Raw genomic sequence first — 13,484 nt, forward strand, 5'->3', positions numbered from 1 at the left:
GGTTTGCGGGCGGCGGTGAATGCAGCATACTCAATTGCAGAATCGATCCGGCGAGGAATCAGGAGACTCCATGAAGCAACAGGCCCCATCCGCAGACGCCTTCGCACCGTTTCAGCAGGCGTTGACGCAGGGTTGGCAGAAGGCGATCGATGCCTTCTCCTCGATGGGCGCCGCGGGCGCCGCGCCCCAGGTGCCCCAACTCTCGTTCGATCCGGACAAGCTCAAGGCCATCCAGGAAAAGTACGTCGCCGAGGCCGGCGAACTCTGGCGCCAGGGCTTTGCCGCCACACCGGCCGGCGACCGGCGTTTTTCCAGCGACGCCTGGACCCACAACCCGCTGTCGGCGTTCGCCGCGTCGGTGTATTTGCTCAACGCGCGCACGCTGCTCGGCATGGCTGAGGCCGTCGATGCCGACGCCAAGACCCGTGCCCGTCTTCGCTTCGCCATCGAGCAGTGGCTGGCGGCCTCGTCGCCGAGCAACTCGCTCGCGTTCAACGCCGAAGCCCAGCGCAAGGCGCTGGAGACGCAGGGCGAGAGCATCGCCAAGGGCATCCAGAACCTCGTGCACGACGTGCGGCAGGGCCACCTGAGCATGACCGACGAGAGTGCCTTCGAGGTGGGCCGCAACGTCGCGACCACCGAAGGCGCGGTGGTGTTCGAGAACGAACTGTTCCAGCTGCTCGAGTACAAGCCGCTGACCGCCAAGGTCTACGAGCGGCCCTTCCTGCTGGTGCCGCCGTGCATCAACAAGTTCTACATCCTCGACCTGCAGCCCGAGAATTCGCTGATCCGCTATGCCGTGGAGCAGGGCCACCGCGTCTTCGTGGTGAGCTGGCGCAACCCCGACGAGTCGATGCGCGAATTCACCTGGGACCGCTACATCGAAGACGCCGCCATCCGGGCCATCCACGTGGTGCAGGAGATCGGTGGAAGCAAGCAGATCAACGCGCTGGGTTTTTGCGTCGGCGGCACCATCCTCGGCACCGCGTTGGCCGTGCTGGCCGCGCGCGGCGAGAAGCCGGCCGCCTCGGTCACGCTGCTGACCACGCTGCTCGACTTCTCCGACACCGGCATCCTCGACATCTTCATCGACGAGACGATGGTGCAGTTCCGCGAGATGCAGATGGGCCAGGGTGGGCTGCTGCCGGGCGCAGATCTGGCGTCGACCTTCAGCTTCCTGCGGCCGAACGACCTGGTGTGGAACTACGTGGTGGGCAACTACCTCAAGGGCGAGACGCCGCCGCCCTTCGACCTGCTCTACTGGAATTGCGATGCCACCAACCTGCCGGGGCCGTTCTACGCCTGGTACCTGCGCAACACCTACCTCGAGAACAAGCTGGCGGTGCCGAACGCGCTGACGGTGTGCGGCGAGACGATCGACCTCGGCCGCATCGACATCCCGGCCTATGTCTACGGCTCGCGCGAAGACCACATCGTGCCGATCGGCGGCGCCTATGCGTCGACGCAATTGCTCGGTGGCAAGAAGCGTTTCGTGATGGGCGCGTCGGGCCACATCGCCGGTGTGATCAACCCGCCGGCGAAGAAGAAGCGCAGCCACTGGATTCGCGACGACGGCAAGCTGCCGGCCACGCAGGCCGAATGGCTGGTCGGTGCCGTCGAGCACCCGGGCAGCTGGTGGACCGACTGGTCGCAGTGGCTCAAGGGCCATGCGGGCAAACAGATCGCCGCACCCAAGGCGTATGGCAAGGGCAAGCAGTACGTGGCCAGCGAGCCTGCACCCGGCCGTTATGTCAAGGCCAAGGCCTAGCCCCGATCCCTGTCAACTTCATCAAAGCAACGGAGAACTCCATGGAAGACATCGTCATCGTTTCCGCCACGCGCACGGCCGTCGGCAAGTTCGGCGGCTCGCTCGCCGGTATTCCGGCCACCGAGCTCGGCGCCCTCGTGATCAAGGAGGCATTGGCGCGCGCCAAGCTGTCGCCCGAGCAGATCGGCGAAGCCATCATGGGCCAGGTGCTGGCTGCGGGCGCGGGCCAGAACCCGGCCCGCCAGGCCTGGCTCAAGAGCGGCGGTGCGAAGGAAACGCCGGCACTCACCATCAACGCCGTGTGCGGTTCGGGCCTGAAGGCCGTGATGCTGGCGGCGCAGGCCATCGCCACGGGCGACAGCGAGATCGTGGTCGCCGGCGGCCAGGAAAGCATGAGCCTGGCGCCCCACGTGCTGCCCAACTCGCGCAACGGCCAGCGCATGGGCGACTGGAAGCTGGTCGACACCATGATCGTCGACGGCCTGTGGGATGTGTACAACCAGTACCACATGGGCATCACGGCCGAGAACGTGGCCAAGAAGTACGAGATCAGCCGCGATGCGCAGGACGAGCTGGCGCTGGGCAGCCAGACGAAGGCCGCTGCCGCGCAGGACGCCGGCCGGTTCAAGGACGAGATCACCGCGGTCACCATCCCGCAGAAAAAGGGCGATCCGGTCGTCTTCGACCAGGACGAGTTCATCAACCGCAAGTCCAGCGCCGAAGGCCTGGCCGCGCTGCGCCCCGCCTTCGACAAGGCCGGCGGCGTGACGGCGGGCAACGCCTCGGGTTTGAACGACGGCGCCGCCGCCGTGGTCGTGATGTCGGCCAAGAAGGCCGCGGCCCTCGGCCTCACGCCGCTGGGCCGCATCGCCAGCTACGCCACCGCCGGCCTCGACCCGGCCATCATGGGCATGGGGCCCGTGCCGGCGTCGACCAAGGCGCTGCAGCGCGCCGGCTGGAAGGCGGCCGACCTCGACCTGCTCGAAATCAACGAGGCCTTCGCGGCCCAGGCCTGCGCCGTGAACCGCGAGATGGGCTGGGACGTGAGCAAGGTCAACGTGAACGGTGGCGCCATCGCCATCGGCCACCCGATCGGCGCGTCGGGCTGCCGCATCCTGGTGACGCTGCTGCACGAGATGCAGCGCCGCGACGCCAAGAAGGGGATCGCCTCGCTGTGCATCGGCGGCGGCATGGGCGTGGCATTGACGATCGAGCGTTGAGCGCGGCGCCGGCGGGGGGCGCGAGCCCTATCGTCATCGACACCAACATCGTCCTCGACCTGCTGGTGTTCGACGACCCGCGCTGGGCGCCGCTGCGTGCGGCGCTCGCGGAGGGCGAGTTGCGCTGGGTTGCGACCGCCGCCATGCGCGAGGAGTTGCTGCGCGTGTTGGGCTACCCGCTGATCGCGCGGCGCCTGCAGAAAGACGCACGGCGCGCTGATGCGGTGATGGCCGCCTTCGACGCGCAGGTGCACACGGTCGAGGACGTGCCGGCGCGTGCACGTTTCGTCTGCAAGGACCCGGACGACCAGATCTTCATCGACCTCGCGGTGGCACAGGCGGCGCAATTGCTCAGCAAGGACCAGGCGGTGCTGTCGATGCGCAAGCGGCTGGCGACGTTGGGCGTGATGGTGGCGCCGCTCTACGACGCACGCGCCGAGTCAGTGGGGGTACCAGCGCCCCAGCAGCCGCGCTGAAGCCCGCACCCGCTGCGTGTCGCGGCCCCAGCGCCGCCCTTCGGGCAGGTGCCGCAGCCAGCGCATGCGCCGTGCGGCGTGCGCGATGCGTTCGCGCACCGGGTCGCTGGCGTCGGCCTGTACCGTGTGCCAATGGTCGCCGGCCGCTTGTGGCGAGGCAGCGCGCACCATCATCGCGGTGGAGTGCAGGTAGCTCAACCAGTCGCGCACCTGGCAGTCGGCCAGGCCCAGCGTCTGCCCGGGGTCGTCTTCGAAGTCGATGTAGCCGATCACGCCATCCGGGCACTGCACCAGGTTGCGGTCGAAGGCCTGGCTCAGGTACTGGCCACGCGCATGCACGGCGGCGATGGCGTCCAGCCCCTCGCGCCAGGCGGCCAGCAGGGCGGCGGGGCCGATGGCGGCGGCCTGCTCCAGCCGCTCTCGCAGCACGAGCACCGTTGCACGGCTTTCGCCCAGGTCGGACATCAGCAGCCCATCGGCCTGCTGCGCCAGCACCACCGGCACACGCAGCCCGGCCGCGGCCAGCTCGCTCAGGCGCCGGCTCTCGATGCCGATGGCCGCCTCGCCGCCGGGGTTGGGCACGGGGGTAAGCACGTCGAGCCGCAGCGTGCGGGCGATCAGCCCGAGCAGCCGGTAGCCCCACTTGCCGTGGCGCGGCCCGGCCTTCTTGAGCCAGACGCGCTCGGCGCCGAGGCGGTGGCTGGCCACCAGTTGCGGTTGGCGCGGCAGCATGCCGCGCAGGAAGGCGGCGTAGTCGCCCGGCGTCGCATCCGGCAGGCCCGTGTCGAGCGGCGCGGGCGCCGATGCCACGCCCTTGCGCATCCGGACGCGTCCGCTGTCGCCGCGTTTCCAAGGGGTCATGCAGCGATCGCCTGGTCGACCGGCTCGGGCATGTCCTGCGGCATCGGTTGAAAGCTGTGGGCGCTGGCCAGCGGCCAGTACATGCGGAAGACGGTGTGCTGGTGGTCGAGCGGGCCGAGCAGCGCGCCGGGCTGCACCTGCATCACCAGGTTGCTCAGAAGGCGCACTTCGGTGTCTGAGATGCGCCGCACGATGTGGTGCGCGGTGATCTGCTGCGGGTGGTCGAGCCCCGCGGCCTGCACCAGTTCCTGCAGCGCATGCAGCGTGCTGCGATGAAAGTTGCGTACGCGCTCGGCCTTGTCGGGCACCACCAGCGCCTGCTGGCGCACCGGGTCCTGCGTGGTCACGCCGGTCGGGCAGTGGCCGGTGTGGCAGCTCTGCGCCTGGATGCAGCCGAGCGCCATCATGAAGCCGCGGCCCGCGTTGCACCAGTCCGCGCCCAGCGCCATCATCCGCGCCAGGTCGAAGGCGGTGATCACTTTGCCGGCACAGCCGATCTTGATGCGGCTGCGCAGCCCCACCCCGATCAGCGTGTTGTGGACCAGCAGCAGGCCTTCCTGCAGCGGCGCGCCGACGTGGTCGATGAACTCGACCGGCGCCGCACCGGTGCCGCCCTCGGCCCCGTCGACCACGATGAAGTCCGGCGTGATGCCGGTGGCCAGCATCGCCTTGACGATGGCGAACCATTCCCACGGGTGGCCGATGCACAGCTTGAAGCCGGTCGGCTTGCCGCCTGACAGCTCGCGCAGCCTGGCGACGAAATGCATCATCTCGACCGGCGTCGAGAAGGCGCTGTGCGACGAGGGCGAGATGCAGTCGACACCGATCGGCACACCGCGCGCGGCCGAGATCTCGGCCGTCACCTTCGGCCCGGGCAGCACGCCGCCGTGGCCGGGCTTGGCGCCCTGGCTCAGCTTGATCTCGATCATCTTCACCTGCGGGTCGCGCGCGTTCACGACGAAGCGCTCTTCGCTGAAGCTGCCATCGTCGTTGCGACAGCCGAAGTAGCCCGAGCCGATCTCCCAGATCAGGTCGCCGCCGTGCACGCGGTGGTGCTGCGAGATCGAGCCTTCGCCGGTGTCGTGCGCGAAGCCGCCCAGCTTCGCGCCCTGATTGAGCGCCAGCACCGCGTTGGCCGACAGCGCGCCGAAGCTCATCGCCGAGATGTTGAACACGCTCGCGCTGTAGGGCTGCGTGCAGGTGTAGCCCGACGGCGTGGCCGGGTTGGGCGTGCCGCCGATGACGATGCGGAAGTCGTGGTCGGCCAGCGTCGTCGGCTGCATCGAATGGTTGATCCACTCGTAGCCCGCAATCGTGACGTTCAGCTGCGTGCCGAAGGGCCGGTTGTCGGGCTCCCCCTTGGCGCGCTGGTAGACCAGCGAGCGCTGCGCGCGCGAGAAGGGCGCCGCTTCGCTGTCGCTCTCGATGAAGTACTGGCGCATCTCCGGCCGGATGTACTCCAGCAGAAAGCGCAGGTGGCCGATGACCGGGTAGTTGCGCAGGATCGCGTGGCGCTCCTGCCGCAGGTCGTGCACACCGGTACCGGCGAGCGTGGCGAAGGCCGCGAGCGCGACCCAGCCGAACCAGGCCAGCGGCAGCAGCACGACCGCGACCACGCTGGCCGCGAGCCCGACGAGGCACAGGACGAAGGCCGTGTAGCGGGCCGGAAAGAGGGAAAACGTGGGGGTCGAAATGGGGGTCTCCGGGAGCCTGCTGCATCATAGAGGGCTCAATCCGCCATCCTCATGACCACGAATTCCGACACCGCGCCCGACGCGCACCCCCCCTCCACCGACCGCGAGGCCCTCGGCCCCGAGGACTTCGACCTGCTCGACACCCTGCTCGACGCCATGCGCGAGAAGGACGAAGAGATCCCGCAATGGGAGTTCTGCGAGGGCTTCCTGGCCGCGCTCGTGTGCTCGCGCCGTCCCATCGCGCCTGCCGAATACTGGGCGGTGCTGCTGGGCGACAGCTTCGTGCCCGCGCAGCAGATGGAGTTCGTCTGGCACTGGAAGCGCCGTTGGCAGGAGATCGAGCAGGCGCTCGACGCCGACGTGCAGGCGCTCGACGACGACCGCAGCTTCCAGCCCGAAGTGCTCGACACCCGCGGCGCCATCGCGTCGCTGCCCGAAGAAGAGCGCGCCGAGGTCGAAGGCGAAGCCATCCCGTCCTTCGCGCAGGTGTGGGCGCTGGGCTTCATGTACGCCGTCGAGAACTTCCCCGACGACTGGGCCGCGCCGCGCGACAAGGAAGCCGCCGGCATGCTCGACGACGCGCTGCAGTCGATCGTCGCGCTGACCGAAGACGACACCGGCAAGCCCGAGCTGTCGATGTTCGCCGAGGACGGCCCGCCCAGCGTGAGCCAGAAGCGGCTCGACGACTTCGGCGAGGCGATCTGGGCGGTGTACGACCTGCGCCAGCTGTGGAAGAGCATGGGCCCGCGCGTGGAGACGATCCGCAAGGAAGCCACGCCAGGGCGTAACGACCCGTGCCCGTGCGGCAGTGGGAAGAAGTACAAGAAGTGCCACGGGGCGGGGTAGGGCTGCTGGCTTGCCCCGCGATCCCGCACCGGCTGTCTGGATATCCCTGAAGCCAGCGCGCCCCGCCAACCAACCCGCCCAGAATCCCGCCCATGACCGCTCACCTCAAAATCGATTTCGTCTCGGATGTTTCCTGCCCCTGGTGCGCCATCGGCCTGAGCTCGCTGGAATCCGCATTGGCGCGTGTGGCGCCTGACGTGACGGCCGAGCTGCACTTCCAGCCCTTCGAGCTGAATCCGCAGATGGTGCCGGAAGGTGAAGACACGATCGAACACCTGACCCGCAAGTACGGCATCTCGGCCGAGCAGGCGCAGACCAATGCGGAGGCCATCCGTCAGCGCGGCGAGGCGGTCGGCTTCACCTTCGGGCTCGGCAAGCGCAAGCGCATCTGGAACACCTTCGACGCGCACCGCCTGCTGCACTGGGCCGAACTGGAGGGTGAGACGTTGCAGAAGGCGCTGAAGAAGCGGCTGCTGCAGGCGTACTTCACCGACGGCGAGAACCCGTCGGACCACGACGTGCTGCTGCGTACCGTGGCCGATGTGGGGCTCGACACCGTGCGCGCCCGCGCCATCCTCGAGAGCGACGACTACGCCGAAGAAACGCGCCAGCGCGAGCGCATGTACACCGAGGCGGGCATCCACTCGGTGCCGGCCGTCATCATCAACGACCAGCACCTCATCTCGGGCGGGCAGCCGGTCGAGGTGTTCGAGCGGGCCTTGCGGCAGATTGCCGGTGCTGCCGCACCGCAGACGCAGACGGCTTGAGGGCCACCCTCCAAGCCCTGGCGCACGCTGGCGAGGCGCCTACCAACTGCCGGACGCCCCACCCCCGCTGCTGGAACCGCCGCCACCGGACGAACTGCTGGACGACGACCTGTCGGACGATGAACTGCTGCTCGACGAATCATCATCGTTGTCGTTGTCGTTGTCGTTGTCGCGACTGCCCCCTGTGCCATTGCCCAACGAACCCGCGAAAATGAAAAGCATCGACAGCGTGGCGGCGACGGCGACGAGGATCCAGTCCTCACTCTCATAGGCCACGAAACCAGTGATGCCGAGCACGATCAGCCACTGAACCATGAAGCCGACCCCGCTTCGTCGGTAGCCCGCGCGCATGCCGAAGCCGATGACGCCGACGATCAATGTGGCAAAGAGCGCCGCAAGGGAACCACCGACCACCATCAGGGTGGACGTGCCCATGTCGCCGCCGACAAGCCTCGCCACGATCCAGATTCCCAGGCCGACCGCCATGAGGCCCGCGGTGACGAAGCGCATCGCGCGCCAGCGGAAGCTGCCGTAGCACAGCATGGCGGCGACGACCGCTATGAAGACCTGGCCGGCGGCCGTGAGCCCCGATCCGCCCGGGACATCGTCGGCCGGCGGAATCGCTGTGGCTTCGACAGCGGCTCCGTCACGACTGAAGCGCTCGTCGATGCCCCCGTCGCCGTGCAGCCGCTCGATCAGTGCTCCGACGGCCGCGGTGATCCCGCCGTGGTAGTCCGCTTGTTCAAAGTGCGGCTTCATTTGCGTATCGATGATGCGGCTCGCTGCGAGGTCCGGCACACGGCCTTCGAGGCCCTGCCCGACCTCGATGCACATGCGTCGGTCTTGCAGCGCCACCAGAATGAGAATGCCGTCGTCGTCCTGCGCGCTACCCAACTGCCAGCGCGCAAACACGCGCGCCGCATAGGCTTCGATCTCTTCAGCGCCGGTGGTGGGCACGATGAGGACCGCTACCTGCGCGCCATAAAGGGTCTGGGTTTCGTCGAGCTTCTTGCGCAGCGCTGCTTGTTGGGCAGACGTCAGCACGCCTGCGGCGTCGGTCACCAGAGAGTTCCGTGGGGGCACGGCAACCGGCGAGCTGGCCGGCTCGACGGGCGCGGCCCCTGCTGCGCCGAGGCAGAGCCATAGCCACAGGACACCGGCCAGGATCCGGAAGCCGAAGGACGATACCCGCCGATCTCGATGAAGATTCATGCGCCGATGCTATCGGCGCGATGTGCACTGACCCTCGAGAATCAGTCCCGCGCCCGTGCCGCATTGCGCAGATCACGAATCTGGTCGTGGTTTTTCTGCGCCCCTGCAGCTTGGCGTTGCACGACGGCCCGAACGTCGGCCGGAAGCGACTGCTTCAGTGCCTTGCGATAGCGCGCGATCGCCGCGTCCTCGCCGCGCTCGCACGACTCGAGGATCGACAGCTCGCTGTCCGCGCCGACGGCCCCCTTCACCTGTACCCAGCCACGGTGCATGGCGCCGGCCATGGTGCCGCCGGACGCCGGCTCGCCACGGTACTCGGTGATCAGGCGGGTCAGTTCGGTGGCAGCGTCCTGGCATCCTTTGGCGCGCGCCGCAAACAGCGCCTTGGCGCTGGCGGTCTCGACCTGTTCGGCGCAAGTGCGAAAGCCGTATTCGCCGTCGCGGGCGTTCTCGAGCAAGTCGTTCAGCACATCGACCACGTCATCATCCGAGAGTGACTCCTGGCTCACGATGTCCTCGCCGTTCGCTTGCTTGCCGTAGTAGGTGTCGTCTGCACGCTCCCAAGCGGCGCGGGTCGCGGGGCGGGCTTGTTCCCAGGTCAGCGCTGAGGTTCCACGCCGCTCGTCCCATTCGCTCGCGAATCGTTGCTCGGCCGCTTCGAAATCTGCGCCCTGCGACCGCCCGTCCCAGCCGATCTCGTAGGCTGGCCGGTAGTCGTCGTAGGAACGGCCTGCCTCGTAGTAGGGCTCACGCGTGTGGCTCTCGCGCCAGTACGCATCTTCCTGCGTGGGGTTCACGCCCTCCGCGACGGCCTTGCCGCCCATGCCGCCGACGACAGCGCCGACCAGCATGCCCGCCACTGCGCCGGCCGGGCCTGCGAGGCTGCCCGCGGCAGCGCCGGCCAGTGCGCCGCCGGTCGCGCCGACACCGGTGCCGACCGGGTGCGAGCCGGGCTCGCCGGTGATGGGATCGCGATTGGGGGTGCCGGTGCCGAGTTCGCCGTTGTCTGTTGCCATCGTTTGCTCCTTGTCGCCCTGTGGGGCTGAATGAGACGCCTCCACGAGAGGCATCGATGCAAACAGTGTTCGAGCGCGGGCCGCGGTGTCGGCGTGGGTTGGGTGGCCTTCGTGTCGTCAGCGAACGACCCGAGGCCGAAGCGGTGCGTCAGGCCCGCGTCGACCGTGCTCAGGCGCTCGACGCGTGCCCGCCCAGGTAGGCCGCGCTCACCCGCGGGTCTTTCGCCATGCTGGCCGCGTCGCCCTCGAGCACGATGCGCCCGCTGTCCATCACGTAGGCGGTGTCGGCCACGCGCAGCGCGGCGCGCGCGTTCTGCTCGACCAGCAGCACGGCGGTGCCTTCGGCACGGATGTCGCGCACCAGCTCGAACACCTGGCGCACGACGATCGGCGCGAGGCCCATCGAGGGCTCGTCCATCAACAGCAGCCGCGGCCGGCTCATCAGTGCGCGGGCGATGCACAGCATCTGCTGCTCACCCCCGGACATCGAGCCGGCCTTCTGCCCGATGCGTTCCTTCAGCCGCGGGAAGCGCGTGAGCATGCGGTCGAGGTCGTGCGCGAACTCGCTGGCCGGGCGCTTGCCGGCACCGAGCTTGAGGTTCTCCAGCACAGTCATCGCCGAGAAGATCTGCCGGCCTTCGGGCGCCTGGGCCAGCCCACCCGCGACGATCTCGTGCGGCGGCCGGTTGGTGATGTCGCGGCCTTCGAACGTGACCTGGCCCGACGTGGTCTTGTACACGCCCGAGAGCGCGCGCATCAGCGTGGTCTTGCCCACGCCGTTGCTGCCGAGCACGCTGACGATGCCGCTCTGCGGCACGTCGATCGACACGTCGTGCAGGATGGTCTGTTGCCCGATGCGGACGCCGAGGTGGCTCACGCGCAGCAGCGGCTCGTTCATGCGGTTTCTCCCAGGGCGAGGGCGACGGGCGCGTCGTCCTCCAGGTCGGTGCCGAGGTAGGCGTCGAGCACCTTCGGGTCCTGCGAGACGGCGGCGGGGGTGCCGTCGGCGATCTTCTGGCCCGAGGCCATCACCATCACCCGTTCGCACAGGTTCATGACGAAGCCCATGTCGTGCTCGACCAGCAGGATGGTCATGCCTTCGTCGGACAGCGCCCGCACGAAGCGCGAGAGCTCGGCGGTCTCGGTGTCGTTGAGGCCGGCCGCGGGCTCGTCGAGGATCAGCAGCGTCGGCTGCAGCGCCAGGGCGCGGGCGATCTCGAGGTACTTGCGCTTGCCGTAGGACAGGTTGGCGGCCAGCTCGCCGGCCAGCGATTCGAGCCCGGTGCGTTCCAGCGCCTGCATCGTGAGGTCGCTGATCCGGCGCGAGATGTCGCGCCGCCCGAACAGGCTGTTCCACGGGCTGTGGCCCACGTGGCCCAGCGCGCCGATCGACACGTTGTCGAACACCGTCACGTTCGGCAGGATGCGCAGGTTCTGGAAGGTGCGCGCGATGCCCAGGCGTGCGACCTCGTGCGGCTTGAGCGCGGAGATGGACTGGCCCTTGAAGCGCACGTCGCCTGAAGACAGCCGGGTGTAGCTGGTGATCAGGTCGAACAGCGTGGTCTTGCCCGCGCCGTTGGGGCCGATCAGGCCGACGCGTTCGCCCTGGGCGATGTGTCCGCTGAACTCGCCGACGGCCGTGAGGCCGCCGTAGTGGCGCGAGACCTTGTCGATGTCGAGGAGATGGGTCATGGCGTGTCGTCCCCGGCTCAGCGCCAGCCCAACGTGCCGGACGGTCGCCAGGCCGCGCCGAAGCGCTTGCGCACCAGCTCGATGGCCGACACCTCGCCGAACAGGCCCTTGGGCCGGAACATGATCGACAGGAACATCACCAAGCCGACCACGATCATGCGGAAGTCGCCGATGGGGCGCATCAGCTCCGGCAGGCCGATCAGCAGGGCCGCGCCGATGATGGCACCCGGCAGGCTGCCCAGCCCGCCGACCACGATCATCGAGAGGATCAGGATCGACTCCGAGAAGCGGAAGTCCGCCGGCGACACGTAGCCGGTGCTGTGGGCCCACAGCGCACCCGCCACGCCCGCGAAGAAGCAGGAGAAGCCGAACACCTGGACCTTGAGCCGCACCACGTTCAGGCCCATCGCCTCGGCGCACTGGTCGTCTTCGCGCACGGCGCGCAGCGCATTGCCGAAGTACGAATGCGACAGCCGGTGCACCACGGCCACGGTGGCCGCCAGGCACAGGGCGGTGACCAGGTAGGCCGCCATGTCGCTGTTGGCCGGCAGGCCCGGCAGGCTGAGCGCCGGGATGCCCGTGATGCCCATCGGCCCGCGCGTGAAGCCGACCCAGTTGAGCAGCGTGACGTGGATGATCTCGCCTACGCCCAGGGTGGCGACCGCGAAGTAGATACCGACCAGCCGCATCGTCGGCAGCGCCAGCAGGACACCGGCGCAGGCCGTGACGATGCCGGCCACCGGAATCGTCAGCCACACCGGCCAGTGCAGCGCGGTGCCGAGCAGTGCCGCTGCATAGGCGCCGATGCCGTAGAAGGCCGCATGGCCCAGCGACAGCAGCCCGGTGGTGCCGGTGATGAGGTTGGCGCTGAGCGTGAGGATCGCGAACACGCAGATGGTGGTCGCGATGCGGAAGACGTAGCCGCCCCCGGCCGCGAGGCCGAGGGCCGGCACCACCAGCAGCAGCACCGCGAGCAGCGCAAAGGTGAGGGTCTTGGGTGATTTCATGTCATCAGGCGCGTTCGCGTCCGCCGCCGAACAGGCCGGTCGGGAAGAAGACGAGCGTGATCAGGAGAAACAGGTACGCGACCATGTCGCCCCAGCCCTGCGCGACGAAGGTGGTGGTCAGCGCCTCGGCCATGCCGAGGATCAGCGCGCACACCACCGCGCCGCCGATCGAGCTGAGCCCGCCCATCACCATCGCGACGAAGGCCTTCACGCCCGGCGTGAAGCCCATCGACGGAAAGATCGAGCCCTGGTAGAGCCCCACGACCAGGCCCGCCACCGCGCCCATCATCGAGCCGATGACGAAGGTCGCGACGATGGTGCGCTCGGTGTTCAGGCCGACGTACATCGCGCCCATCGGGTTGTTCGCCACCGCGCGGATCGACAGGCCGATGCGCGTGCGGAACAGCAGGAAGTACAAGCCCGCGAGCATCACGATCGAGAGGCCGAAGATCACGAACTGGCCGCTCGAGAAGGAGATGGGCCCGATCTCGATCGGGGTCATCAGCAGGTACTCCTGCGGAATGGTCTGCATGCTGGCGCCGAAGAACTTCTCGACCAGCTCGCGGATGACGATCGACAGCGCGAGCGACGACAGCAGCGTGGCCTCGCGGATGGCCTTCGACTTGAGCGAGGCCTCGTCGCGGAAGCGGCGGAAGGGCCGGAAGGCGATGCGTTCGAGGCTGAAGCCCAGCGCTGCGCCGACCGCCAGCACGAACAGCAGCACCGCGAACAGCGGCGGCGCCGTGCTGGTGATGAACAGCAGGCCGGCGTAGGCGCCCAGCATGTAGATCTCGCCGTGCGCGAAGTTCACGACGTTGAGCACACCGAAGATCAGCGTGAAGCCGATCGCCATCAGCGCGTAGACCAGGCCGAGGCTCAGGCCGTTGGCGAGCTGCTGGACCAGGAAGGCATCGAACATGAGGGC

Annotated in this window: 13 protein-coding genes; 5 read left to right on the top strand and 8 right to left on the bottom strand. The window is 68.4% G+C overall.

What is annotated here, in order from left to right:
• Window positions 1-70: 70 nt before the first annotated feature.
• The 3 genes from ACSFA0_RS10875 to ACSFA0_RS10885 are packed head-to-tail and all read left to right on the top strand — an operon-like array spanning window position 71 to window position 3,464.
• Entirely contained in the window at window positions 71-1,768 is a 1,698-nt protein-coding gene (locus ACSFA0_RS10875) for a PHA/PHB synthase family protein (RefSeq protein ID WP_435450195.1), read from the top strand.
• A 41-nt stretch (window positions 1,769-1,809) separates the two neighbouring features.
• Complete coding sequence (locus ACSFA0_RS10880) at window positions 1,810-2,988, top strand: acetyl-CoA C-acetyltransferase (RefSeq protein WP_435450196.1); 1,179 nt, start codon at window positions 1,810-1,812, stop codon at window positions 2,986-2,988.
• Entirely contained in the window at window positions 2,985-3,464 is a 480-nt protein-coding gene (locus ACSFA0_RS10885) for a putative toxin-antitoxin system toxin component, PIN family (RefSeq protein ID WP_435450197.1), read from the top strand. The genes ACSFA0_RS10880 and ACSFA0_RS10885 overlap by 4 nt, the downstream gene beginning before the upstream one ends.
• Here the strand turns inward: ACSFA0_RS10885 and ACSFA0_RS10890 are convergent.
• Window positions 3,429-4,325 (bottom strand): BUD32 family EKC/KEOPS complex subunit, encoded by an 897-nt coding sequence (locus ACSFA0_RS10890; RefSeq protein ID WP_435450198.1) that lies wholly within the window; start codon window positions 4,323-4,325, stop codon window positions 3,429-3,431. The genes ACSFA0_RS10885 and ACSFA0_RS10890 overlap by 36 nt on opposite strands.
• A complete protein-coding gene (locus ACSFA0_RS10895; RefSeq protein ID WP_435450948.1) occupies window positions 4,322-6,019 on the bottom strand; it encodes an FMN-binding glutamate synthase family protein in 1,698 nt (565 codons plus the stop codon). The genes ACSFA0_RS10890 and ACSFA0_RS10895 overlap by 4 nt, the downstream gene beginning before the upstream one ends.
• Before the next feature lie 51 nt (window positions 6,020-6,070).
• Here ACSFA0_RS10895 and ACSFA0_RS10900 point away from each other — a divergent pair, with 51 nt between their 5' ends.
• Window positions 6,071-6,865, top strand: coding sequence for a UPF0149 family protein (locus tag ACSFA0_RS10900; protein WP_435450199.1), 795 nt, complete (start codon window positions 6,071-6,073; stop codon window positions 6,863-6,865).
• 92 nt (window positions 6,866-6,957) lie between these two features.
• The gene (locus tag ACSFA0_RS10905; RefSeq protein WP_435450200.1) at window positions 6,958-7,632 is read left to right on the top strand and encodes a DsbA family oxidoreductase; all 675 of its coding nucleotides are present in this window, start codon (window positions 6,958-6,960) and stop codon (window positions 7,630-7,632) included.
• Window positions 7,633-7,671: 39 nt separating this feature from the next.
• On the opposite strand, the gene ACSFA0_RS10910 is transcribed toward ACSFA0_RS10905, so the two are convergent.
• The 6 genes from ACSFA0_RS10910 to ACSFA0_RS10935 all read right to left on the bottom strand — a co-directional run bounded on the left by ACSFA0_RS10910 (window position 7,672) and on the right by ACSFA0_RS10935 (window position 13,478).
• On the bottom strand, window positions 7,672-8,844 hold the full coding sequence (locus tag ACSFA0_RS10910; RefSeq protein WP_435450201.1) for a TPM domain-containing protein: 1,173 nt from the start codon (window positions 8,842-8,844) through the stop codon (window positions 7,672-7,674).
• A 41-nt stretch (window positions 8,845-8,885) separates the two neighbouring features.
• Entirely contained in the window at window positions 8,886-9,860 is a 975-nt protein-coding gene (locus tag ACSFA0_RS10915) for a ferritin-like domain-containing protein (RefSeq protein WP_435450202.1), read from the bottom strand.
• A gap of 169 nt (window positions 9,861-10,029) precedes the next feature.
• Entirely contained in the window at window positions 10,030-10,758 is a 729-nt protein-coding gene (locus ACSFA0_RS10920) for an ABC transporter ATP-binding protein (RefSeq protein WP_435450203.1), read from the bottom strand.
• On the bottom strand, window positions 10,755-11,552 hold the full coding sequence (locus ACSFA0_RS10925; RefSeq protein WP_435450204.1) for an ABC transporter ATP-binding protein: 798 nt from the start codon (window positions 11,550-11,552) through the stop codon (window positions 10,755-10,757). Before ACSFA0_RS10925 ends, ACSFA0_RS10920 begins: the two co-directional genes overlap by 4 nt.
• A gap of 17 nt (window positions 11,553-11,569) precedes the next feature.
• A complete protein-coding gene (locus ACSFA0_RS10930) occupies window positions 11,570-12,559 on the bottom strand; it encodes a branched-chain amino acid ABC transporter permease (protein WP_435450205.1) in 990 nt (329 codons plus the stop codon).
• Between the two features lie 4 nt (window positions 12,560-12,563).
• Window positions 12,564-13,478 carry a branched-chain amino acid ABC transporter permease gene (locus tag ACSFA0_RS10935; protein ID WP_435450206.1) on the bottom strand — a complete coding sequence of 305 codons (915 nt, stop codon included), beginning with the start codon at window positions 13,476-13,478 and terminating at the stop codon, window positions 12,564-12,566.
• Window positions 13,479-13,484 lie beyond the last annotated feature (6 nt).

The organism is Variovorax restrictus, assembly GCF_051216715.1.
In the GTDB taxonomy this organism is placed as follows: Bacteria; Pseudomonadota; Gammaproteobacteria; order Burkholderiales; family Burkholderiaceae_C; genus Variovorax.

Bases quoted from the DNA above. Each gene is read 5' to 3' on its own strand.
- ACSFA0_RS10905 (WP_435450200.1), top strand. From the start codon at position 6,958: ATGACCGCTCACCTCAAAATCGATTTCGTCTCGGATGTTTCCTGCCCC.
- ACSFA0_RS10925 (WP_435450204.1), bottom strand. From the start codon at position 11,552: ATGACCCATCTCCTCGACATCGACAAGGTCTCGCGCCACTACGGCGGC.
- ACSFA0_RS10930 (WP_435450205.1), bottom strand. From the start codon at position 12,559: ATGAAATCACCCAAGACCCTCACCTTTGCGCTGCTCGCGGTGCTGCTG.
- ACSFA0_RS10935 (WP_435450206.1), bottom strand. From the start codon at position 13,478: ATGTTCGATGCCTTCCTGGTCCAGCAGCTCGCCAACGGCCTGAGCCTC.
- ACSFA0_RS10920 (WP_435450203.1), bottom strand. From the start codon at position 10,758: ATGAACGAGCCGCTGCTGCGCGTGAGCCACCTCGGCGTCCGCATCGGG.
- ACSFA0_RS10915 (WP_435450202.1), bottom strand. From the start codon at position 9,860: ATGGCAACAGACAACGGCGAACTCGGCACCGGCACCCCCAATCGCGAT.
- ACSFA0_RS10910 (WP_435450201.1), bottom strand. From the start codon at position 8,844: ATGAATCTTCATCGAGATCGGCGGGTATCGTCCTTCGGCTTCCGGATC.
- ACSFA0_RS10875 (WP_435450195.1), top strand. From the start codon at position 71: ATGAAGCAACAGGCCCCATCCGCAGACGCCTTCGCACCGTTTCAGCAG.
- ACSFA0_RS10890 (WP_435450198.1), bottom strand. From the start codon at position 4,325: ATGACCCCTTGGAAACGCGGCGACAGCGGACGCGTCCGGATGCGCAAG.
- ACSFA0_RS10880 (WP_435450196.1), top strand. From the start codon at position 1,810: ATGGAAGACATCGTCATCGTTTCCGCCACGCGCACGGCCGTCGGCAAG.
- ACSFA0_RS10900 (WP_435450199.1), top strand. From the start codon at position 6,071: ATGACCACGAATTCCGACACCGCGCCCGACGCGCACCCCCCCTCCACC.